This window comes from Aeribacillus sp. FSL W8-0870 (assembly GCF_037963755.1).
GTDB classification, from domain to species: domain Bacteria; phylum Bacillota; class Bacilli; order Bacillales; family Aeribacillaceae; genus Aeribacillus; species Aeribacillus composti.
The window spans coordinates 2,947,659-2,969,516 of sequence record NZ_CP150165.1 but is presented as its reverse complement, the minus strand read 5'-3'; the positions used below and the strand labels follow the sequence as shown (position 1 = coordinate 2,969,516).

Sequence of the window (21,858 nt, the reverse complement as noted above, 5' to 3'; positions counted from 1 at the left end):
TTTATTCCAAATGCCTAACAGGGTTCAGGCCGTGGCACTGAACCTTTATTTTTATTGAGGCAGTTATTTATTCCTTTCAATAAAGATAAGTTTGAAAATAGACAGTGCAGAAAGAATAGGATAGAATTGAACAAGGACGCTGTATAATCTATTTTTCACATGATGGAGGTGTAAAAATATGGCGAAAAAAGAGAATAGAATCGTCCCCCTCCTACCGCTTCGAGGTTTGTTAGTTTATCCATCGATGGTGCTACATTTAGATGTAGGACGCGATAAATCTGTACAGGCGCTTGAGAAGGCGATGATGGATGATCATATGATATTTTTAACAACACAAAAGGAAGTTTCAATAGATGATCCAAAAGAGGATGATTTATACCATATTGGAACGCTGACGAAAATTAAGCAAATGCTCAAACTGCCGAACGGCACCATTCGCGTGCTTGTCGAGGGACAAAAAAGAGGCGAAATCAAAAGTTTTGAAAGCAAGGAACCATATATTTCTGTACAAGTTGATACTTATGAAGAACCGCTTCAAAAAGATGTTGAAGAAGAAGCTTTGATGCGAACTGCGCTTGAATATTTTGAGCAATACATAAAAATGTCTAAAAAAATTTCAAGTGAGACGTTTGCAACCGTTTTGGATATAGAGGAACCAGGAAGATTGGCCGATATTATTGCTTCTCACTTGCCGATCAAGCTGAAAGATAAGCAAGAAATATTAGAAACATTTGATGTGAAAGAAAGATTAAATAAAATTATTCAAATGCTCCATAATGAGAAGGAAGTTCTGCAGCTTGAAAAGAAAATAGGCCAGCGGGTCCGTCAATCAATGGAACGGACGCAAAAAGAATATTATTTGCGCGAACAAATGAAGGCCATTCAAAAAGAGCTCGGAGAAAAGGAAGGGAAAACGGGCGAAATAGAAGATTTGACTGAAAAAATTGAAAAATCGGGAATGCCGGAACATGTTTATAAAACGGCTATGAAAGAGCTCAGCCGATATGAAAAAATCCCTTCAACATCCGCTGAAAGTGCGGTGATCCGCAATTATTTAGACTGGCTCATTTCCTTGCCGTGGAACAAGGCAACAGAGGACAGACTGGATATAAAGCTGGCGGAAGTGATCTTAAATGAAGAGCATTACGGACTAGATAAAGTAAAGGAACGGGTGCTTGAATATTTAGCAGTGCAAAAATTAACAAATTCGCTTAAAGGCCCTATTTTATGTTTAGTGGGACCGCCTGGCGTTGGGAAAACATCTCTTGCCCGTTCTGTTGCAAAATCATTAAATAGAAAGTTCGTTCGAATTTCTCTTGGCGGCGTTCGGGATGAATCGGAAATAAGAGGCCATAGAAGAACATATGTCGGTGCGATGCCGGGTCGGATCATTCAAGGGATGAAAAAAGCGGGAACGATTAATCCGGTATTTTTGCTGGATGAAATTGATAAAATGTCCAGCGATTTTCGCGGTGATCCTTCAGCTGCTCTTCTTGAAGTGCTGGATCCGGAGCAAAACCATAATTTCAGCGATCATTATATTGAAGAGCCATATGATTTATCAAAAGTCATGTTTATTGCGACAGCTAATAACTTAGCAACTATTCCAGGTCCGCTGCGCGACAGAATGGAAATTATCACAATTGCCGGTTATACCGAATTAGAAAAAGTTCATATCGCCAAAGATCATCTTCTTCCAAAACAATTAAAAGAGCATGGACTGAAAAAAGGTCACTTGCAAATAAGAGAAGAAGCAATTTTAAATATAATTCGTTATTATACGCGCGAAGCAGGGGTAAGAGGGTTAGAACGCCAAATCGCAGCAATATGCCGAAAAGCAGCGAAAACGATTGTAACAGGTGAAAGAAAAAGAATTGTTGTAACCGCTAAAACTCTTGAAGACTTTTTGGGCAAAAAATTGTTTCGATACGGTCAGGCAGAATTGCAGGATCAAATCGGTGTGGCGACCGGTCTCGCATATACGACGGTCGGCGGCGATACGCTGTCCATTGAAGTGTCCATCTCTCCGGGTAAAGGCAAGCTGATTTTAACCGGAAAGCTCGGAGATGTCATGAAGGAATCGGCTCAAGCCGCTTTCAGCTATATTCGATCTAGAACAAAAGAACTAAAGATAGATCCAGATTTCCACGAACAATATGATATCCATATTCATGTGCCTGAAGGAGCTGTTCCAAAAGATGGACCGTCTGCAGGCATTACGATGGCAACGGCGCTTATTTCAGCATTAACTGGAAGACCGGTTCGAAAAGAAGTCGGAATGACAGGTGAAATTACTTTAAGAGGCCGCGTTCTGCCGATAGGCGGTTTAAAAGAAAAAACATTAAGCGCCCATCGTGCCGGTTTAAAGAAAATTATTTTGCCGAACGAAAATGAAAAGGATTTAGATGATATTCCGGAAAGCGTAAGAAAAGAATTGACTTTTGTTCTTGTCTCACATATGGATGAAGTATTAAAACATGCATTGGCAGGAGAAAAAGAATGAAGGTAACAAAAGCAGAAATTGTCATAAGTGCGGTTAAATCTGATCAATATCCATCAACCGATTTTCCAGAAATCGCTCTGGCAGGAAGGTCTAACGTCGGGAAATCTTCGTTTATTAATAAAATGATCAATAGAAAAAATTTGGCGAGAACCTCTTCAAAGCCTGGGAAAACGCAAACGTTAAACTTTTATTTAATTAACGATCAATTTTATTTCGTTGATGTTCCCGGATATGGATTTGCCAAAGTGTCGAAAAGGGAGCGGGAAAAATGGGGGAAAATGATCGAAGCGTATTTGCTCAAAAGAGAACAGCTTAAAGCATGTATTCTTATCATTGACATCCGCCATGCACCTACATCTGATGATGTCATGATGTACGAATTTTTAAAATATCATGGAATTCCTGCTGTAATTGTCGCAACAAAGGCGGATAAAATTCCTAAAGGAAAATGGCAAAAACACTTAAAAGTAGTGAAGGAAACGCTAAAAATGGAAAAAAATGATCCGCTTATTCTTTTTTCAGCAGAAACTGGCTACGGAAAAGAGGATGCATGGTCAGCCATTTATCCATTCCTATCATAAAACGAAATTGCTTTAGGCTGAATGCAGAAGGAAAAGCTCGAGAAGCTTTACCGCTTCGAGCTGTTTCCTTTTATTTTTTTCTGAAAAACAATAAATACAAACCTGCAATAACAAAAAGAATCGGCCAAAAGGCTTGCCAATTGGAAACGCTCTTTTGAATAAAAGATGTCAAAGCGGACGGAAAATAGTAAAGGAAACTTCCGATCAAAAGAAGGATAAATCCTTGTGCAAACCCGCTTTTTGTTTGAGCAGACCGAATGATGAAAGCAAGGGCAATGATCCAGATCATTGCGGTTAAATCATCAGGCCAGAACGGGAATGATTTTCCCCATAAAAAATGGATGCCAAGGCCAAGCAGCAGAACGGCAGGAACGATTGCTTGGTCATCCTTTTCCGCTTTTGCCTGAACCATAAAGGCGATGCCAAACATGATAAAAAAGAAAGGCAAAGTGTTCATGTTCATATTGAAAAAGAGATCGAAATTTTTCAACAAGAAATAAAGCCCGATCTCCAGCATAATCATAGCAACAAACGTCCAACGCACTTAACGATCACCTCTGTTTTGATGACTTGATTCCGGCTCTCTTTTTTGATAATATTTTTAATGTAATAATTAATATAATTTATATCTGTTTCTTACTTTATCATCATATCATACAGTTTCATATACTGTTCACATTTTTTTGTCGATATTTTGTTATAATAAAGTCAGTATGTATTTGCTTTTGGGGGGTCGGAGATGCATATTTTAGCTGTTGGGTTAAATTATAAAACAGCCCCTGTTGAAATTCGCGAAAGGTTGAGTTTTAGCAGCAATGATTTAGCTTCTGCAATGAAACGGTTGAAGAATGAAAAAAGCATTTTGGAAAACGTGATCGTTTCCACCTGCAACCGGACAGAAATCTATGCAGTTGTTGATCAGCTTCATACAGGGCGTTATTATATAAAAGCATTTTTAGCTGAATGGTTCAATATGGACATTGAGGAGTTCGATTCGTATCTAAAATACTTTGAAAATGAACAGGCTGTTCAGCACTTGTTTCGGGTGGCATGCGGCCTGGATTCTATGATTTTAGGCGAAACGCAAATTTTAGGACAAGTCCGTTCAAGCTTTTTATTAGCTCAAGAACATAACACGATCGGAACGATTTTTAATCAACTGTTTAAACAGGCAGTAACATTGGCTAAAGAAGCCCATTCGGAAACGGAAATCGGTTCAAATGCTGTTTCCGTCAGCTATGCTGCCGTAGAATTGGCAAAAAAAATTTTCGGCGACCTATCCAGCAAGCATGTGCTTATTTTAGGCGCAGGAAAAATGGGAGAGCTTGCCGTACAAAATTTACATGGCAGCGGAGTCAAACAAATTACGGTTATGAACCGCACATTTGAAAAGGCGAATGAATTGGCGAAGCGTTTTTCCGGACAAGCAAAAATGATGTCTGAGCTTCAGTGTGCGCTTATTGAGGCAGATATTTTAATTAGTTCAACAGGTGCAAAGAGTTTTGTGATTTCGAAAGACATGATGTTAGATGTTGAAAAGTTAAGAAAAGGCCGCCCGTTTCTGATGGTGGATATTGCGGTTCCACGCGATTTAGATCCTGCATTGAGTGAAATAGACAGCATTTTTTTATATGACATCGATGATTTGGAAGGAATTGTCGAAGCGAATTTGCAGGAAAGAAAAGAAGCGGCTGAACAAATTGAAATCATGATCGAGCGAGAGGTCTTGGAGTTTTCGAAATGGCTGAATACATTAGGGGTTGTTCCGGTTATTGCTGCATTGAGGGAAAAAGCTCTTCTTATCCAATCGGAAACAATGAAAAGTATTGAACGGAAGCTGCCGAATTTGACAGAACGCGAAAGAAAAATATTAAATAAACATACGAAAAGCATTGTCAATCAAATGTTGAGAGATCCGATATTAAAAGTGAAAGAGCTGGCTGCTCTTCCAAATGGCGAACAATCTTTGGATTTATTTAAAGAGATTTTTAATTTAGATTTAGATGAAGAATTAATAGAACAAACTCCTTCCGTTCAATTAAAAACGCATTCAAAAAATGTTTCACTTGAAATGTAAGTGAAAGGAAAAACTACTATATGTTTGATTGGAATATCATTAGATTAAACGAATTGATGATTGTTTTATATGCATTGAGCGTTTTCTTATATTTTATAGATTTTTTGCATCATAACCGGAAGGCAAACAAAATAGCCTTCTGGTTACTTTCTATTGTCTGGGTTTTACAATCCTTTTTTTTATTTTCGCAAATGGCGCAAACGGGCAGATTTCCGGTTTTAAACATAGCGGAAGGTCTTTATTTTTATGCATGGGTATTGGTCACTCTTTCTCTTGTGATCAACCGGCTGCTTCGAGTCGATTTTATTGTCTTCTTTACGAATGTCATTGGTTTTATCATTATGGCCATCCGGACGTTTGCTCCTTCAGAGGCAGTATCGACTGAAGTATCCAGCAGGTTAATTTCAGAACTGTTATTGATCCATATCACGATGGCGATACTATCATACGGAGCGTTTTCGCTTTCATTTGTTTTTTCCATTCTTTATTTGATACAGCACAACTTATTAAAAAAGAAAAAATGGGGGAAAAGGCTTCATCGCATTCAAGATTTGGCAAAACTGGATTATATGACATATGTTTTAAATATGATCGGTGTACCTATATTGCTATTAGCTCTCATTTTAGGAATAATATGGGCTTATTTAAAGGTGCCAAATTTGAACTGGTATGATGCAAAAGTGATCGGCTCATTTTCTGTTTTAGGCATATACAGTTTTTATTTGTATGCCAGAGTAGTAAAAGAGTGGCAATGGAAAAGAATTGCCTTTTTAAACGTTGCCTCATTTTTAGTGCTGTTAGTTAATTTCTTTTTATTTGGAAGCTTATCGAATTTCCATTAATGCATGTGCTCAGGAGGATGTTTATGCGAAAAATTATTGTCGGGTCAAGGCGAAGTCGGTTAGCAATCGCCCAAACAAATTGGGTGATCGAGAGATTAAAAGAGCTTGGGGCCCCATTTGAATTCGAAATAAAAGAAATTGTCACAAAAGGTGATAAAATAGTTGATGTCACTCTTTCAAAAGTAGGCGGGAAAGGCCTTTTTGTAAAAGAAATTGAGCAGGCTATGCTAAACGGTGATATTGATATGGCCGTGCACAGCATGAAGGATGTGCCGGCTGTCTTGCCGAATGGCTTGACGATCGGCTGCATTCCTAAACGAGAAGATTGCCGCGATGTTTTGATTTCGAAGGATTGCCAAACTTTAAGAGATTTGAAAGCTGGCGCTGTTGTTGGAACGAGCAGCTTAAGAAGGAGCGCCCAAATTTTAGCCGTCCGCCCCGATGTAACCGTCCGTTGGATTCGCGGAAATATTGATACGCGTCTAAAGAAGCTGCGGGAAGGCAACGATTATGATGCAATCATTTTAGCAGCAGCAGGTCTTAAACGAATGGGCTGGAAAGACGAATTGGAAAAAGCGTACTTTTTACCGCCTGATATGTGCGTTCCGGCAGTCGGTCAGGGAGCTTTGGCGATAGAATGCCGAGAAGATGATCATGAACTGCTTGCAGCTTTAAGAAAACTAAATGACGAACGGACGGAGAAAGCCGTTTTAACAGAGCGGGCTTTTTTGCATGATATGGAAGGAAGCTGTCAAGTGCCTATTGCCGGTTTAGCTCAAGTTGATGAAAATGAAGAAATTGTGTTGACAGCACTTGTTGCATCTCCGAATGGAAAAACGGTATATAAAGAGACGAAAACTGGAAAAGATCCGAATTTACTTGGAAAGGATATGGCAGCACTTCTATCGTCTCAAGGCGCCAAAGAGCTGGTCGAACAAGTGAGAAAGGAGCTAAACCATGAATGAGTGCTGAAAAACCATTGAATGGTTTTAATGTGTTAGTGACGAGAGCGAACAGCCAGGCTGCCGAATTCTCAAAGAAAATTCAAGCGGCGGGAGGCTGTCCTATAGAAGTTCCGTTAATTGCAACGAGGAAAACAGAAACGGATTTCAATGCCCTCCCCGTTTTAAAACAGTTAACATCTAAAGACTGGATTGTTTTTACTAGTGCAAACGGCGTTCAATATTTTTCCGAACATGTAAAAGACTTGTCATTGGAATTAGAAGATCTGAAAAACGTCAACGTTGCTTGTGTCGGTATAAAGACAAAAAAAGCTGCGGAGAAAATAGGATGGAAGGTATCTTTATGTCCTGAAGAGTTTCGTGCCGAAAGCTTAGCGGAAGAATTAATCGATCATGTTCGGCAAGACAGCAAAATAGTAATTGCCCGCGGGAATTTGGCACGCACTTATTTACGTGAAGTATTAACAGAAAAAAAGATTTTTTTCTTTGATTTTGTTGTTTATGAAACAATACAATTGTTGGAAAATGAAAAAGAAGTGTTGCATTTGCTTGAAAATAAAACGATTGATTTTATTACGCTGACGAGTTCTTCCACAGCTTCTGCATTTATGAAAATTGTCAAAAGAAACGGGCTGGAAAACAGGGTTCGGGATATTGTGTTTGTTTGCATCGGACCGATAACAAGAGATAAATTGCTGTCTTATAAAATAAAGTGTACTTGCATTATGCCGGAAAAATATACAATTGATGGAATGCTGGAAAAAATGTGTGCATACGCAGAAAAAAGGGAGGAATAGATCATGCTGAATTTTGCACGGCATAGACGATTGCGGCATACAGCTAATCTGCGGGCTATGGTCAGGGAAACCCGCCTTCATAAAGAAGATTTAATATATCCGATTTTTGTTGTCGAAGGGGAAAATCAAAAAAATCCAGTGCAATCGATGCCGGGAGTTTTTCAAGTTTCATTGGACCGGTTAAATGAAGAAATTGAAGAAGTTGTCAAGCTGGGAATTAAATCAGTTATTTTATTCGGCATTCCTCATGAAAAGGATGAAGTCGGTTCAGGAGCATACCATGATCACGGCATCGTGCAGCGGGCTATCGCTCAAATTAAACAGCAGCATTCTGATCTTGTCGTTATCGCAGATACTTGTCTATGTGAATATACTGATCACGGTCATTGCGGAGTTGTGGAAAACGGGCAAATTGTAAATGATGCTTCGTTAAAATTATTAGCCAAAACAGCTGTCAGCCAGGCAAAAGCCGGGGCGGATATAATTGCTCCATCCAATATGATGGACGGATTTGTCGCAGCCATTCGGGAAGCGCTTGATGAAGAAGGCTTTGTTCATATTCCAATTATGTCATATGCGGTCAAATATGCCAGTGCTTTTTACGGTCCGTTCCGGGAAGCAGCTGAAAGCACGCCGAAATTCGGTGATCGGAAGACGTACCAGATGGATCCGGCTAACAGGCTGGAGGCATTAAGGGAAGCAGAAGCAGATGTTGAACAAGGATGCGATTTTTTAATTGTGAAACCGGCGCTTTCTTATTTAGACATTGTCCGTGATGTTAAAAATCATTTTAACCTTCCTGTCGTTGCTTATAATGTAAGCGGCGAGTACTCAATGATTAAAGCGGCAGCTGAAAATGGATGGATTGATGAAAAAGGCACTGTCCTTGAAATGCTTACAAGCATGAAAAGAGCCGGCGCGGATTTAATGATTACGTACCATGCAAAAGATGTTGCCCGTTGGTTAGATGAACAGTCTGATTATTGAAAAGGGGGCTCATTTCATGAAATATGAACGTTCGATAAAAGCATTTGAAAAAGCGAAGACGTTGATGCCCGGCGGGGTCAACAGCCCTGTGCGCGCGTTTAAATCCGTTCAAATGAATCCGATCTTTATTGAGCGCGGAAAAGGTTCTAAAGTGTATGACATTGATGGCAACGAATATATTGATTATGTTCTTTCATGGGGACCGTTAATTTTAGGACATGCCAATGACAGAGTTGTTGAAGCATTAAAGAAAATAGCGGAACAAGGAACGAGCTTTGGAGCGCCGACCTTGATTGAAAATAAGCTGGCGGAGCTCGTTGTGGAGAGGGTTCCTTCCGTTGAAATTGTGCGGATGGTGAACTCTGGTACGGAAGCGACAATGAGCGCATTGCGCCTTGCCCGCGGATATACGGGAAGAAATAAAATTTTAAAATTTGAAGGATGTTATCATGGCCATGGAGATTCGCTGCTCATTAAGGCTGGATCAGGAGTGGCCACATTAGGGCTTCCGGATAGTCCAGGGGTGCCGGAAGGAATTGCCCAGCATACGATTACTGTTCCATATAATGATTTAGAGAGCGTCCGCTTTGCTTTTGAAAAATTTGGCGAAGACATAGCTGCCGTGATCGTCGAGCCAGTAGCCGGAAATATGGGTGTTGTACCGCCTAAAGAAGGCTTTTTAGAAGGCTTGCGCGAGATCACCAAACAATACGAATCGCTTCTGATTTTTGACGAAGTGATGACCGGTTTTCGCGTTGACTATCATTGCGCCCAAGGATACTTTGGAGTGACTCCGGATTTGACATGTTTGGGGAAAGTCATTGGAGGAGGACTTCCAGTCGGGGCCTATGGCGGACGGGCGGACATCATGGAAAAAATCGCTCCTGTCGGTCCTATCTATCAAGCGGGGACACTTTCAGGAAATCCGCTTGCGATGACAGCCGGATATGAAACACTCATTCAGCTTACACCAGACACATATAAAGAATTTAAAAGAAAAGCGGATAAATTAGAGGAAGGATTGCGCAAAGCTGCTCAAAAATATGAAATCCCTCATACAATTAATAGAGCGGGATCAATGATCGGATTTTTCTTTACAAATGAAGATGTTGTCAATTACGAAAAAGCAAAAACATCAAACCTTGATTTTTTTGCAAAGTATTATCGTGTTATGGCGGATGAAGGCATTTACTTGCCTCCTTCCCAATTTGAAGGAATGTTTCTGTCAACAGAGCATTCGGATGAAGATATTGAAAAAACAATAGAAGCATGTGAAAAAGCTTTTTCGGTTTTGAGATAACGAGCTAAAAGGGGCTGTCCGAAAAGTCGATTGAATCGACCTTGGGCTCAGCCCTTTTTTCTGTTTTTAGGGTACAAAAAAATCGTCCTTTTTTATAGAATGAAATTGACCAAAAAACATTCTACAGAAAGGACGATTTCTTATGAATAATCAAATGACTATTCAAGAAAATTATAACACGCAATTAGAAATGACTCTAGAGGGTATTCAAAAAATAGAGGTTCAAAAGAATAAGAAACGCAAAAAACTAGTTTTCCAACCTTATTGCAATCGTCAAGTCATGAGCATTTTAGATATCGAAATGTATATTCCTGAAAATCATGTCGCCCGTTTAGTGGATGAAATGGTGGAATCGATTCCGGATGAAGTGTTGTATACTCATTATGTTGGTGGGGGTCGTGCACCCTATCACCCTAAAATGTTATTGAAAGTGATTTTATATGCGTACACTCAAAATGTTTATTCAAGTCGGAAAATAGCGCAAATGGTGAAAGAAAATCTTCCGATGATGTGGTTGGCGGGATTGCAAACCCCTGACCATCGCACAATAAATGATTTTCGTAGTGTTCGTATGTCAAACATGATGGATTCTGTATTTGAACAATTTGTCCTTCAACTAGTAGAACAAGGACTTATCGACCTCGACCATATTTTTGTGGATGGTACGAAAATAGAAGCGAATGCCAACAAATATACGTTTGTATGGCGAAAATCCGTAGAAAAATATGATCAGAAACTACGAGCCAAAATTCAATCGTTTCTACAAGAAGCGCACCAAATCGCCTTGGAGGAATTAAAAGAAGAACAATTAGAAGAAGAATTAGAAAAATCATCGGCACAACTTTCTGAGAGAATAGAAGCTTTGGAAAAAGATTATAAACAGGAAGAAGACAAAGAAAGAAAAAAAGAACTTCGCTCTAAAAAATCCCAACTCACCAAACAACTGAAAACGATTCAAACGGATTATCTTCCACGATTACGAAAATACAAAGTACAAAAACAGATTCTAGGTGAACGAAATAGCTACTCGAAAACCGACCATGAGGCCACTTTTATGCGAATGAAAGAGGACCATATGAAAAACGGCCAACTCAAGGCGGGTTATAATGTTCAACTCGCCACACAACATCAATTTATCGTGGGATTTGAAATTTATCAAAATCCAGGAGATACTCGCTGTTTCCAACCATTTATGGAAAAGTTATTGGAATCGATGCCGAAGGAAAAGAAACTCAAGTATGTCATTGCCGATGCAGGATATGCGAGTGAAGAAAACTATTTATATGCGATTGGCGAAGAAAAAGAACCTCGTTTTGAATTATTAGCCCCATACCAAACCTATTTGAAGGAACAAAGTAAAAAGTTTAAAAAGGATTTATCAAAAGTACAAAACTGGAAATACATCGAAGAAGACGATTGCTTTATCTGTCCGAACAATCGGAAAGTCGTATTCAAGTATTATCAAAAAAGAAAAAATGCATCTGGATACATACAAGATTTGAAAGTGTACGAGTGTGAAGATTGTACGGATTGCCCGTTGAAGAATGGGTGTACGAAAGCCAAAGGAAATCGTCGAGTATATTGGAACACGATTTATGAAGAAATGAAAGCGAAAGCCAAAGCAGCTCTTGGTGACGAACAAAAGGCAGCTCTTTATGCGAAGCGTAAAGTGGATGTCGAAAGTGTGTTCGGTAACATCAAGGGCAATTTGCGTTTCACTCGATTTCTGTTACGGGGGCTTCATAAAGTCCGAACAGAATTCGGGATTGTGGCAATGGCCCACAACATACTGAAATGGGCCGCAAATTCCCAAACCAATTTCAAAAATAAGGAAACAGAGCGAATGGAAAAACTCATTGTTTTCTCCATTCGCTCTGTTTTTATGGACTTTTTAGACAAGCCCTTTTATTTTTGTTTCCCGTGCATATTTTGTCATCCTCCTTCATACATCTTTAATGGCACGATAAATTAGATTGATTGGAGAAAGGAGGAAGTCCGCATGTCCATTGAAGAAACGTCCGTTTTACGATTTTCGGTAGAGGAATCGGTCTTGTTTCGCCATCATTTTCAACCTTCTGAACTATTGTCCATTTCACTGGAACCTGACATCTCAATTGAAGAACATGATGGATATGTAACGATAAAAGGTGCTCTAGAGCTTTCCGGAGAATACAAATTCGATGGAGAGGAGCAACAGAATGATAAACTTCTTCAAACCTCCTCCATCGCCCGTTATATACAAAATGTAGAAGCGAGAAATGACGGTGTAATGGAATTTAGACACGAGCTTCCGGTCGATATTACAATACCGAAAAAAAGAATTGCCAATTTAGAAGAGGTGTTTGTGGCGATTGAATCATTTGATTATGATTTTCCGGAAGCAAATGGTTTAAAGCTTATAGCTGATCTATCCATTTACGGAATTCGAGAAGAGCAGGCGGAAGAAACTGCTGCAAATGAAGTGGACGAGATCATAGATGCTGAAGCGGAAATCTCATCCGTTCGACAGTCTGATGAAAGGAAAGAAGATGAAACCGAATCAACGATCAAAGAAAATCGTTTCAACGATGAACCAATCAACAAAGCGGAAAATATTGAAAAAGACAATGAACAGAAAAGTCTTAATGAATATTTCGAATTCGATACAGCCGAACGCGATCAAAATGAGCAAATCGAACATGATCGTGATGCTGTTCAAAAGGATGACAATGAAGAGACGGCAGACATTGTTTTTATGATGCCATTAAAGAGAGAAGAAGAAACGGAAACGGATTACGATACATTCACTGTTGAAGCGAAGAAAAATCAAGTCAGTTTGGAAGAGAAAGGCCGCATTGAAGAAGAAAAGCCAGTGATCAATAAAATTTCCAATTATGTCGAAAAAGACGATGAAGAAAAAGAATCTGTAAGGAAAAATGATAACACCTTATATTTAACAAAATTGTTTACGAAAAATGAGGAAGAAGAATTTTCTAAATTAAGAATGTACATTGTCCAGCAGGGAGACTCGCTCGAAAATATTTGCGAACGCTACAACATTACGCTCCAGCAGCTCAATCGAGTAAATCAATTTCACCATGATAAAGAGATTAGTGAAGGAGACATTTTATATATCCCGGTTCTTGAAACACAACAAACGTAATTTTTGCAAGCGGCTTGAGTGGGATCAAACCAGCTCAAGCTTTTCTTTATTTTCTTTAAAGGCGTGTGGGAAGATGAGCGATGATCTGAAAACGGCCATGAGGATTTTGCAGCATTATCCAATCAAACCGATTTATTTAGAGAAAAAAACAAAAAATGTCTTGAAAATTCATTGTGAAAAAAGAACATATGCTTTAAAACGAACAACGATTAAAAAGCAAAGAAACATTCTAAAATTATATTCAATTTTTCACGACTTTCCATCTTTAGGAATCGTGCCGATTTATAGGACAACGAACGGAAATGTGTTTGTTAATGACTCAACGCAATCGTTTTATGTAATGCCTTGGATGGAAGGTTCAATCGTTGATGAAAAAAATGCCTCAATCCTTTTTTACCACTTAGCGAAACTCCATAAAAAAACAAAACAGGAAATCAACATACCTCTAGTTCAGCTCGAAAATGTGTATCAACAGATTCAGAACAAGTGGAAGAGAAATTTCAACCTGCTGGAAGCATTTATGGAACAAATCGAAAAAAAATGGTATATGTCGCCTTTTGAATTGGCGGTCTTCAGTTATTATTTTGAAACGAGGCAAGCCATCTTATTTGCAGAAGCAAAGCTTGATGAGTGGTATAACGAAATAAAGCAATCCCCTCACATGCGAATTGCACTGAACAAAGTAAATGTCTCCTTATCTCATTTTCTGTTAGATCCAAAAGGGAAAATTTATTTTATTAATATGGAAGATGCAGCATTTGCTACTCCAATTTACGACCTTTTCTTAATGTTTATGAACCTCTCCGAAGCGGAACCAACCGTTAGTGATCAAAATGTGCAATATATATCAGATTACGAAAAAGTGCTTCCTTTAACAAAAACTGAGAGATTGCTGTTGGTAAGCTATTTATCCTATCCAGCCAAATTATTAAAGCTTGTCCGGCAATATCAAAAAAAGAAAAGCGAAAAGGGAGAATTAGAATATTGCAAACAGCTGTTAAGAGCATACTGGCAAATGAAAAATACCGGGTACATTGCTTTAAAATGGAATGAAAAACTAGAAAACGATTCATTGGCATCAGAATGAATGGGGGATCTGTCAGCTTTAACCCCGTTCCATATACAACGCGGCTGCTAGAAATAGTAAAATGGCTAATAAAATAATATCAAACATAGTTGGTAAAAGGATTGTTCGAATTCCCTGAAAAATCATTAAAGGAACGATGAACTGTTCAAGAGTAGATCGGAATTGTTTAATAAACGATTGAATATAGTATGGTTTTATTTTTTTTCTCATGTTGATCACCTTCAACTTTGTTAATTTATATTATGAAATAAAGAACATTTTGTGATTTTTGTTTAAAGGTTAAGGAAGATGGGGAAAATATTGACGAAAAAAACAATTTTTTAGTACTATTAAATATAGAAATTTATATAGTTTGTGAAAATGTGTTGAAGGGGAGTAGTACAACGAACGACTCCTTCCAGAGAGGGAAATCGCAAGCTGGAAGATTTCCTAGGAGATCCCGTTGGAAAGTCGCCCTGGAGCAGCTTCCTTGAAAGCTTTTAGTAAAGGGAGCCGGCATTAGCCGTTACCTGAAAGAAGTGCACAGACGTATCTGTGAAAAAAGGTGGTACCGCGAAAACATCTCCTTTCGTCCTTTTAGGATGGAAGGAGTTTTTATATTTTAGAATGAAAATAAGGAGGTTTTCATAAATATGTCGAATTCAGAAATCACTCTTTCCCCAAAATACGATCCGAAAACGGTTGAAGAGGATCGGTATGCATTTTGGCTCGAGGGAAAATTTTTTGAAGCAAAAGATGATGAGGGGAAAACTCCTTTCACGATCGTTATTCCTCCGCCAAACGTCACCGGTAAGCTTCACCTTGGACATGCATGGGATACAACTCTTCAAGATATTATTACCCGAATGAAGCGAATGCAAGGGTACGATGTTTTGTGGCTGCCAGGGATGGATCATGCGGGAATCGCCACACAAGCCAAGGTGGAAGCAAAGCTGCGCGAAGAAGGGAAAAGTCGGTATGATCTCGGGCGGGAAAAATTTGTAGAAGAAACATGGAAATGGAAGGAAGAATATGCAGACCATATTCGCAAACAATGGGCAAAATTAGGCCTAGGTCTTGACTACACAAGAGAGAGGTTCACCCTTGATGAAGGTCTTTCAAAAGCTGTAAGAGAGGTTTTTGTATCGCTTTATAAAAAAGGTCTTATTTACCGAGGAGAGTACATTATTAACTGGGATCCGGTGACAAAAACAGCCCTTTCCGATATCGAAGTCATTTATAAAGAAGTGAAAGGGGCACTTTATCATTTAAAATATCCGCTGGCTGATGGATCCGGATATATTGAAGTCGCGACCACTCGCCCGGAAACGATGCTTGGGGATACAGCAGTGGCTGTTCATCCTGATGATGATAGGTATAAGCATTTAATCGGAAAAACAGTGAAGCTGCCAATAACAGGACGGGAAATTCCGATCGTCGCAGATGAATATGTCGATATGGAATTCGGTTCAGGAGCAGTAAAAATAACTCCTGCACACGATCCGAACGACTTTGAAATCGGAAACCGCCACAATTTAGAAAGAATATTAGTCATGAATGAAGACGGGACAATGAATGAAAAAGCTGGAAAATATGAAGGAATGGATCGCTTTGAATGCCGGAAGCAGTTGGTGAAAGACCTGCAGGAGGAAGGAATTTTATTTAAAATTGAAGAGCATATCCATTCCGTAGGCCATAGTGAACGAAGCGGAGCAGTTATCGAGCCGTATTTATCAACTCAATGGTTTGTGAAAATGAAGCCTTTGGCCGAAGCTGCTTTGAACCTTCAGAAAACAGAAGGGAAAGTTCATTTTATTCCTGAACGATTTGAAAAAACGTATTTGCATTGGCTGGAAAACATTCGCGACTGGTGTATTTCCCGTCAGTTATGGTGGGGACATCGCATTCCAGCTTGGTATCATAAGGAAACAGGCGAAGTTTATGTTGATCATGAGCCGCCTAAAGATATTGAAAATTGGGAGCAGGATCCAGATGTGTTAGATACATGGTTCAGCTCTGCTTTATGGCCGTTTTCAACAATGGGCTGGCCTGATAAAGAGGCAAAAGATTATAAACGCTATTATCCGACAGATGTCCTTGTTACCGGGTATGACATTATTTTCTTTTGGGTTTCGCGGATGATTTTCCAAGGATTGGAGTTTACTGAGAAAAGACCGTTTAAAGATGTTTTGATTCATGGACTTGTGCGCGATTCAGAAGGAAGAAAAATGAGCAAATCATTAGGCAATGGCGTCGATCCGATGGATGTTATTGACAAATACGGTGCGGACTCTTTGCGCTACTTTTTAGCTACCGGCTCAAGCCCAGGGCAGGATTTAAGATTCAGCTTTGAAAAAGTAGAAGCCGTGTGGAATTTTGCCAATAAAATATGGAACGCCTCCCGCTTTGTACTGATGAATTTGAACGGTTTAACATATGAAGAAATTGATTTAAACGGAAAAAAATCAGTGGTAGATAAATGGATTCTCACACGGTTAAATGAAACGATTGAGCTTGTCACAAGACTTGCGGAAAAATATGAATTTGGCGAAGCCGGTCGGGTGCTGTACAATTTTATTTGGGATGATTTTTGCGACTGGTATATTGAAATGGCAAAAATTCCGCTGTACGGAAATGATGAGGAAGCGAAAAAGACAACTCGTTCCATTTTGGCATATGTGTTAGATCAAACATTGCGACTCCTTCATCCTTTTATGCCGTTTATAACAGAAGAAATTTGGCAGCACCTTCCTCATCAGGGAGAATCGATTACAATTGCTTCATGGCCGGTTGTACGTCAGGAGCTTTCTGATGAAAAAGCTGCAAACGAAATGAAGCTTCTAGTTGATGTGATTCGCTCAGTCCGTAATATTCGCGCTGAAGTGAACACGCCGATGAAGAAGCAGGTGGATATGATCATTCATGCTCATAGTGAAGAAGTTAAAAACCAGTTGGAGAAAAACCGCAGCTATTTAGAGAGATTTTGCAATCCTAGCTCATTAACAATTGATACAAACATTGAAGCTCCTGACAAGGCTATGACAGCTGTTGTGAGCGGGGCAGAAGTATTTCTTCCTCTTGAAGGACTCATTAATGTGGAAGAAGAAATCAAACGGCTTGAAAAAGAATTAGAGAAATGGAATAAAGAAGTCGAGCGCGTTCAGAAAAAGCTTGCCAATGAAGGATTTATTAAAAAAGCACCGAAAGAAGTCGTAGAAGAAGAGCGGGCAAAAGAAAAGGACTATTTAGAAAAACAGCAGGCGGTGTTAAAACGACTTCAGGAGCTGAAAGGCTAAAACAAATCCGGGTATGCCCCGGATTTTCTTCCATCAAAACGTTTATGATACATCCGGCCATTCAAATTCATTGAAAATGTTCGAGAGTTCAAGGAGGGGAATTTATATGTTTCAAACATATGAAGAAGCACTCAAGTGGATACATTCCCGCCTAACCTTTGGAATAAAGCCTGGTCTCCAGCGAATGGAATGGATGATGGAAAAGCTTGATCATCCGGAAAGAAGATGCCGCTTCATTCATGTAGCCGGAACAAACGGGAAAGGATCAACGATTGCTTTTATGCAAGAGGTGTTAAAAGCCGCTGAATATAAAGTAGGTGCTTTCACCTCGCCTTATTTGGAATCATTCAATGAACGAATTACGATAGATGGCAATCCCATTTCTGAAGAGGAAATATTGCAGCTATCCAATGTGATCAAACCGGTTGTTGACGAGCTTGAGAAAACGGAGCTTGGAGCACCGACAGAGTTTGAAGTCATTACTGCGATGATGTTTTATTATTTTGGTAAAATCAACGTGCCGGATGTTGTTTTATTAGAAACAGGACTCGGGGGAAAATGGGATTCTACGAATATTGCGAATCCTATTCTTTCAGTGATTACAATGATTGGACATGATCATTTAAACATCCTTGGCTCAACGATAGAAGAGATTGCAGAGCAAAAGGCAGGCATTATTAAAAACGGAGTTCCTGTCATTACAGCTGTGGAACAAAAGGAAGCCCTTGATGTCATTGAGCGTGTTGCAAAAGAAAAAAAAGCAAAGCATTATTGGCTCACTAGGGATTTTCACGCAGGAGATTTTGATGAATTTTTTGTACAAACCCCCTTTAAACGATATAACAGCCTTTCATTACAGATGAAAGGAAACCATCAAGCGATCAATGCTGCACTGAGTGTCATGACGCTTGATTATTTAAGAGTTTATTATTCGTTTATCATAGAGGAGGAGCATATACAGGAAGGACTGAAGCGCACTTTTTGGAAAGGGCGTTTTGAAGAAGTAAAGGAAAAACCGAGAGTCATTTTGGACGGAGCACATAATCCGGAAGGAATGGCAGCGTTGAAAGAAACTGTACAAAAGTTTTACCCTGATAAGAAAATCATCATGTTATTTTCGTGTGTGAAGGACAAGCAATATAAAGAAATGATCGAGCAGGCTGCACAAACGGCAAATCGAATTATTTTTACAACCTTTCATTTCCCGAAAGCAGCTGATGCGAAAGAATTATACGAGGCTTGCGACATGAAGGATAAAGAGTATGAAGACAATTGGGAGCTTGCCTATGAAAAGATTATCAACACAATGGATGACGAAACGGTTCTCATTATTACAGGTTCCCTTTATTTTATCGGTGAAGTGAGAAAACATATAAAACATAGCTCATGAGTACGAGGATGTCGAAAAATAACGACAACAATTATGAACGAGGCGACAAATGTCTCGTTCTTTTTTATTTTACATATGTTAGCATAAAAAAAAGTTTGTCCAGCAAAAAAGGGCGGTGATCATTTTGGACAAGCCATCATCGAAAATAACCATTAAAATCAACGGTCAGGAAAACAATTTTTCCAACGATACGAATGTTTCTGCTGAAACAAGTGAAACTGGCAAACAATTAAAAGTATCCAGCTGGGAGGAAAAGGTGAAGGCTGAAAAAGAAATGGCAGCATCAGAGGATAAGAACGAAGAGGAGACATCTTTTCCTTGGATTTTGCCGGATGATGAGGAGGATAAGAAAGAAAACCCGAAAATAGCCTTCTCAAAGAACAATAGCAGAACGCTGCCTCCTAAAATAAAAAATTATGTGATATCGATCATATTTGCTGTTATTCTTGGACTGAGTTTTGGTGTTTTAGCCCTGCAATTTATTTCAAACGATTCAATGCCTGTATCATCTGAATTGAGGGATGTGTCAAAGTCTCCTCACAGACAGAACGTTAGCAATGCTTCAGCGCCAAGCGGTGCGGAAAACATCGTTTTTGAAGTTTATATGGTACAAGCCGGAAAATTTACAAAAAAAGAAGGGGCGGAAACCGTCAGCGGGCAGATAAAGGCTAAAGGATTGCCTTCTGTTATCGTTTCACAAGGCGGCGATCATTACGTATTCGTTGGGGCAGCGTTGGATAAAAAGACAGCAGAAGAGTTGAAAAACATGGCTGAATCACATCAAATTGAAACGTTTGTGAAAAAGATGAAATGGGAAGGAAAGGTGGAAAACGAAAAAACAAAAACGGTCGTTGAGGAGATGCTGAAGCTGTCTTCGTCTTTTGTGAATGGAACCGCCCCGGAACAAGAGAAAGTAGAGTCATTATTAAATGAGGCTGGTCAAATAAAAGACGATTCAATTTTGGCAGCAGTAAAAAAACTGCAAACAGAAAAATCGGCAAATGAACAGCTATGGAGCCTGCAGCAGTCGCTGCTAGATTTTTTTGAAAAACTTTCTTGATAACGGGAAAGCGTTTGCTCGAGCATTCGTTTTCTTTTTTTATTTTCACAAGCAGTTTTCCTTAGATAATGTAGTTTTTTCTGTAAATTGAATAAATGTTTTTATTAATGGCGATTAGATAATTCTTTTTTGAAAAATTGTTTGCAAAAGCCTTTTTTGATAACATACGGATAGTATTGGTTGAAAGGATGAAATAAAAATGGAACGCCTCATACTTGCATCAAGCTCTCCGCGAAGAAAAGAACTCCTCAAGCTGTTAGGAATACCATTTGCTGTGATTGAAAGCAATTTGGAAGAGAGGCTGGACGAAGAAGCTGAACCCGAAAAAGCCATTCAAAAACTTGCCTTTCAAAAAGCCTTTCATGTAGCTGAAAGGTATAAAGATGCATATGTCATCGGAGCAGATACGGCGGTGATCCTCGAAAATCGAATACTAGGAAAGCCGAAAGACCGCCGTGACGCCTATTACATGTTAAAATCACTTTCTGGGAAAACACATACTGTTTTAACAGCAGTTTCGATTATTCATGGTGAAAAGCATACGACATTTTCTGAATCAACAAAAGTTACTTTTTGGCCGCTTTCAGACGATGAAATCCTGGAATACATTGAGACAAACGAACCAATGGACAAGGCGGGTGCTTATGGAATTCAACATTTCGGCTCATTGCTAGTGAAAAAAATTGATGGCGATTATTTTACAGTTGTCGGTCTTCCTGTTTCAAGACTGTACAGAGAATTAAAAAATTTTGGATTTCACTGGTAACAAACAAGGGGGAAAGATATGCTCGCTATTCGAGATTTTCCAGAAGAAGAAAGACCAAGGGAACGATTGATACACAACGGACCAAAAGGCCTTTCCAACCATGAGCTGCTGGCAATTTTATTGAGAACAGGGACAAAGGGAGAATCAGTGCTTGAACTGGCGAATAAGCTTTTAAAAACTTTCGGGGGTCTTAGAATGTTAAAAGAGGCGTCAGTTCAGGAAATTATGGGCATACCCGGCATTGGAAAAGCAAAAGCGGTGCAAATTATAGCAGCATTAGAATTGGGAAAAAGAATTCATCAGCTCGCATACGAAGATCGGTATGTCATTCGTTCTCCACAAGATGCCTCCAATTATGTCATGGAAGAAATGCGCTTTTTAAAACAAGAGCATTTCGTAGGTTTATATTTAAACACAAAAAACCAAGTGCTGCATAAGCAAACGATTTTCATTGGCAGTTTAAATACATCAATTGTTCACCCAAGAGAAGTCTTCAAGGAGGCATTGAAATGTTCAGCTGCATCTTTTATTTGTATCCATAATCATCCATCAGGAGATCCCTCCCCAAGCAAAGAGGATATTGAAGTCACGAGGCGCTTGTCCGAATGCGGAAAGCTGATCGGGATTGAACTTTTAGATCATATCATAATCGGAGAGCGTAAATACGTCAGTTTAAAAGAAAAGGGATATTTATAACGTTTTTTTAAAAGGTTCTATGTCAATTGTTGGGGTGCACTGGATATGAAGTGCACCTCTTTTTATGATGTGTGAAGATTAGATCTATGAAATTATTGATAAATGACTTCCAATTTTTTAAGCTTAAAAATGACATTCGCAGTTTTATGAATTTTTATCTTTGAATATCTATTGCTGATGGAGAATGGCTTGATATATAATCAATAGCATCCCTTTACTTTATTGGAAAACTTTCATATATAAGGTTCTATTTTATATTACTCATATGATGCTCCTGTCTTTTATAATGAATTGTAAGGAAGCATGTTTTCATTTAAGATTACAGACTTCTGAAGTTAAGATCCTCGTCGCACTGCTGCCTATGTGATTGTGCACTTGAATTTGTATTGATGT

18 protein-coding genes and 1 other annotated feature are annotated in these 21,858 nt (G+C 39.1%); of the genes, 16 read left to right on the top strand and 2 right to left on the bottom strand.

Features of this window, described 5'->3' with window-relative positions; translation table 11 throughout:
• Positions 1-178 precede the first annotated feature (178 nt).
• Both lon and yihA read left to right on the top strand, forming a co-directional pair.
• A complete protein-coding gene (gene lon / locus NSU02_RS14445) occupies positions 179-2,503 on the top strand; it encodes an endopeptidase La (RefSeq protein WP_339193184.1) in 2,325 nt (774 codons plus the stop codon).
• Complete coding sequence (gene yihA, locus NSU02_RS14440; RefSeq protein ID WP_063387465.1) at positions 2,500-3,084, top strand: ribosome biogenesis GTP-binding protein YihA/YsxC; 585 nt, start codon at positions 2,500-2,502, stop codon at positions 3,082-3,084. Before lon ends, yihA begins: the two co-directional genes overlap by 4 nt.
• A 70-nt stretch (positions 3,085-3,154) precedes the next feature.
• On the opposite strand, the gene NSU02_RS14435 is transcribed toward yihA, so the two are convergent.
• Entirely contained in the window at positions 3,155-3,628 is a 474-nt protein-coding gene (locus NSU02_RS14435; RefSeq protein WP_339193183.1) for a hypothetical protein, read from the bottom strand.
• A gap of 195 nt (positions 3,629-3,823) precedes the next feature.
• Between NSU02_RS14435 and hemA the strand changes: the two genes are divergently transcribed.
• The 9 genes from hemA to NSU02_RS14390 all read left to right on the top strand — a co-directional run bounded on the left by hemA (position 3,824) and on the right by NSU02_RS14390 (position 14,278).
• Positions 3,824-5,161 carry a glutamyl-tRNA reductase gene (gene hemA / locus NSU02_RS14430; RefSeq protein WP_339193182.1) on the top strand — a complete coding sequence of 446 codons (1,338 nt, stop codon included), beginning with the start codon at positions 3,824-3,826 and terminating at the stop codon, positions 5,159-5,161.
• Positions 5,162-5,181: 20 nt separating this feature from the next.
• The gene (locus NSU02_RS14425; protein WP_339193181.1) at positions 5,182-6,003 is read left to right on the top strand and encodes a cytochrome c biogenesis protein; all 822 of its coding nucleotides are present in this window, start codon (positions 5,182-5,184) and stop codon (positions 6,001-6,003) included.
• Positions 6,004-6,026: 23 nt separating this feature from the next.
• The gene (hemC, locus tag NSU02_RS14420; protein ID WP_339193179.1) at positions 6,027-6,968 is read left to right on the top strand and encodes a hydroxymethylbilane synthase; all 942 of its coding nucleotides are present in this window, start codon (positions 6,027-6,029) and stop codon (positions 6,966-6,968) included.
• Complete coding sequence (locus tag NSU02_RS14415; RefSeq protein ID WP_339193178.1) at positions 6,965-7,762, top strand: uroporphyrinogen-III synthase; 798 nt, start codon at positions 6,965-6,967, stop codon at positions 7,760-7,762. Before hemC ends, NSU02_RS14415 begins: the two co-directional genes overlap by 4 nt.
• A gap of 3 nt (positions 7,763-7,765) precedes the next feature.
• On the top strand, positions 7,766-8,749 hold the full coding sequence (gene hemB / locus NSU02_RS14410; protein WP_339193177.1) for a porphobilinogen synthase: 984 nt from the start codon (positions 7,766-7,768) through the stop codon (positions 8,747-8,749).
• A 16-nt stretch (positions 8,750-8,765) separates the two neighbouring features.
• Positions 8,766-10,049: a glutamate-1-semialdehyde 2,1-aminomutase gene (gene hemL, locus NSU02_RS14405; protein ID WP_144597683.1), complete on the top strand. Its 1,284-nt coding sequence runs from the start codon at positions 8,766-8,768 to the stop codon at positions 10,047-10,049.
• Between the two features lie 142 nt (positions 10,050-10,191).
• Complete coding sequence (locus tag NSU02_RS14400; RefSeq protein ID WP_339193176.1) at positions 10,192-12,021, top strand: IS1182 family transposase; 1,830 nt, start codon at positions 10,192-10,194, stop codon at positions 12,019-12,021.
• Positions 12,022-12,048: 27 nt separating this feature from the next.
• Complete coding sequence (gene spoVID, locus NSU02_RS14395) at positions 12,049-13,191, top strand: stage VI sporulation protein D (RefSeq protein ID WP_339193175.1); 1,143 nt, start codon at positions 12,049-12,051, stop codon at positions 13,189-13,191.
• A gap of 73 nt (positions 13,192-13,264) precedes the next feature.
• Positions 13,265-14,278 carry a hypothetical protein gene (locus tag NSU02_RS14390; protein ID WP_339193174.1) on the top strand — a complete coding sequence of 338 codons (1,014 nt, stop codon included), beginning with the start codon at positions 13,265-13,267 and terminating at the stop codon, positions 14,276-14,278.
• Positions 14,279-14,296: 18 nt separating this feature from the next.
• On the opposite strand, the gene NSU02_RS14385 is transcribed toward NSU02_RS14390, so the two are convergent.
• Positions 14,297-14,488, bottom strand: a complete 192-nt coding sequence (locus NSU02_RS14385; RefSeq protein ID WP_327847811.1) for a hypothetical protein — start codon at positions 14,486-14,488, stop codon at positions 14,297-14,299.
• A gap of 146 nt (positions 14,489-14,634) precedes the next feature.
• Positions 14,635-14,857: a binding site (T-box leader), on the top strand.
• Between the two features lie 53 nt (positions 14,858-14,910).
• Here NSU02_RS14385 and NSU02_RS14380 point away from each other — a divergent pair.
• The 5 genes from NSU02_RS14380 (at position 14,911) to radC (ending at position 21,465) form a co-directional block, all read left to right on the top strand.
• Entirely contained in the window at positions 14,911-17,553 is a 2,643-nt protein-coding gene (locus NSU02_RS14380; protein ID WP_339193173.1) for a valine--tRNA ligase, read from the top strand.
• A gap of 106 nt (positions 17,554-17,659) precedes the next feature.
• A complete protein-coding gene (locus NSU02_RS14375; protein ID WP_066249739.1) occupies positions 17,660-18,943 on the top strand; it encodes a folylpolyglutamate synthase/dihydrofolate synthase family protein in 1,284 nt (427 codons plus the stop codon).
• A gap of 124 nt (positions 18,944-19,067) precedes the next feature.
• Positions 19,068-20,003, top strand: a complete 936-nt coding sequence (locus NSU02_RS14370) for an SPOR domain-containing protein (RefSeq protein ID WP_339193172.1) — start codon at positions 19,068-19,070, stop codon at positions 20,001-20,003.
• A gap of 199 nt (positions 20,004-20,202) precedes the next feature.
• On the top strand, positions 20,203-20,769 hold the full coding sequence (locus NSU02_RS14365; protein WP_094246292.1) for a Maf family protein: 567 nt from the start codon (positions 20,203-20,205) through the stop codon (positions 20,767-20,769).
• A gap of 18 nt (positions 20,770-20,787) precedes the next feature.
• Positions 20,788-21,465 carry a DNA repair protein RadC gene (gene radC, locus NSU02_RS14360; RefSeq protein WP_130156096.1) on the top strand — a complete coding sequence of 226 codons (678 nt, stop codon included), beginning with the start codon at positions 20,788-20,790 and terminating at the stop codon, positions 21,463-21,465.
• The last annotated feature ends 393 nt before the right edge of the window (positions 21,466-21,858 follow it).

Excerpts from the sequence above, each read along its gene's own strand:
- NSU02_RS14380 (WP_339193173.1), top strand. The coding sequence starts at position 14,911 with ATGTCGAATTCAGAAATCACTCTTTCCCCAAAATACGATCCGAAAACG.
- hemL (WP_144597683.1), top strand. The coding sequence starts at position 8,766 with ATGAAATATGAACGTTCGATAAAAGCATTTGAAAAAGCGAAGACGTTG.
- NSU02_RS14400 (WP_339193176.1), top strand. The coding sequence starts at position 10,192 with ATGAATAATCAAATGACTATTCAAGAAAATTATAACACGCAATTAGAA.
- NSU02_RS14385 (WP_327847811.1), bottom strand. The coding sequence starts at position 14,488 with ATGAGAAAAAAAATAAAACCATACTATATTCAATCGTTTATTAAACAA.
- lon (WP_339193184.1), top strand. The coding sequence starts at position 179 with ATGGCGAAAAAAGAGAATAGAATCGTCCCCCTCCTACCGCTTCGAGGT.
- NSU02_RS14390 (WP_339193174.1), top strand. The coding sequence starts at position 13,265 with ATGAGCGATGATCTGAAAACGGCCATGAGGATTTTGCAGCATTATCCA.
- hemC (WP_339193179.1), top strand. The coding sequence starts at position 6,027 with ATGCGAAAAATTATTGTCGGGTCAAGGCGAAGTCGGTTAGCAATCGCC.
- hemA (WP_339193182.1), top strand. The coding sequence starts at position 3,824 with ATGCATATTTTAGCTGTTGGGTTAAATTATAAAACAGCCCCTGTTGAA.
- yihA (WP_063387465.1), top strand. The coding sequence starts at position 2,500 with ATGAAGGTAACAAAAGCAGAAATTGTCATAAGTGCGGTTAAATCTGAT.
- hemB (WP_339193177.1), top strand. The coding sequence starts at position 7,766 with ATGCTGAATTTTGCACGGCATAGACGATTGCGGCATACAGCTAATCTG.
- radC (WP_130156096.1), top strand. The coding sequence starts at position 20,788 with ATGCTCGCTATTCGAGATTTTCCAGAAGAAGAAAGACCAAGGGAACGA.
- NSU02_RS14425 (WP_339193181.1), top strand. The coding sequence starts at position 5,182 with ATGTTTGATTGGAATATCATTAGATTAAACGAATTGATGATTGTTTTA.
- NSU02_RS14375 (WP_066249739.1), top strand. The coding sequence starts at position 17,660 with ATGTTTCAAACATATGAAGAAGCACTCAAGTGGATACATTCCCGCCTA.
- NSU02_RS14365 (WP_094246292.1), top strand. The coding sequence starts at position 20,203 with ATGGAACGCCTCATACTTGCATCAAGCTCTCCGCGAAGAAAAGAACTC.
- NSU02_RS14415 (WP_339193178.1), top strand. The coding sequence starts at position 6,965 with ATGAGTGCTGAAAAACCATTGAATGGTTTTAATGTGTTAGTGACGAGA.
- spoVID (WP_339193175.1), top strand. The coding sequence starts at position 12,049 with ATGTCCATTGAAGAAACGTCCGTTTTACGATTTTCGGTAGAGGAATCG.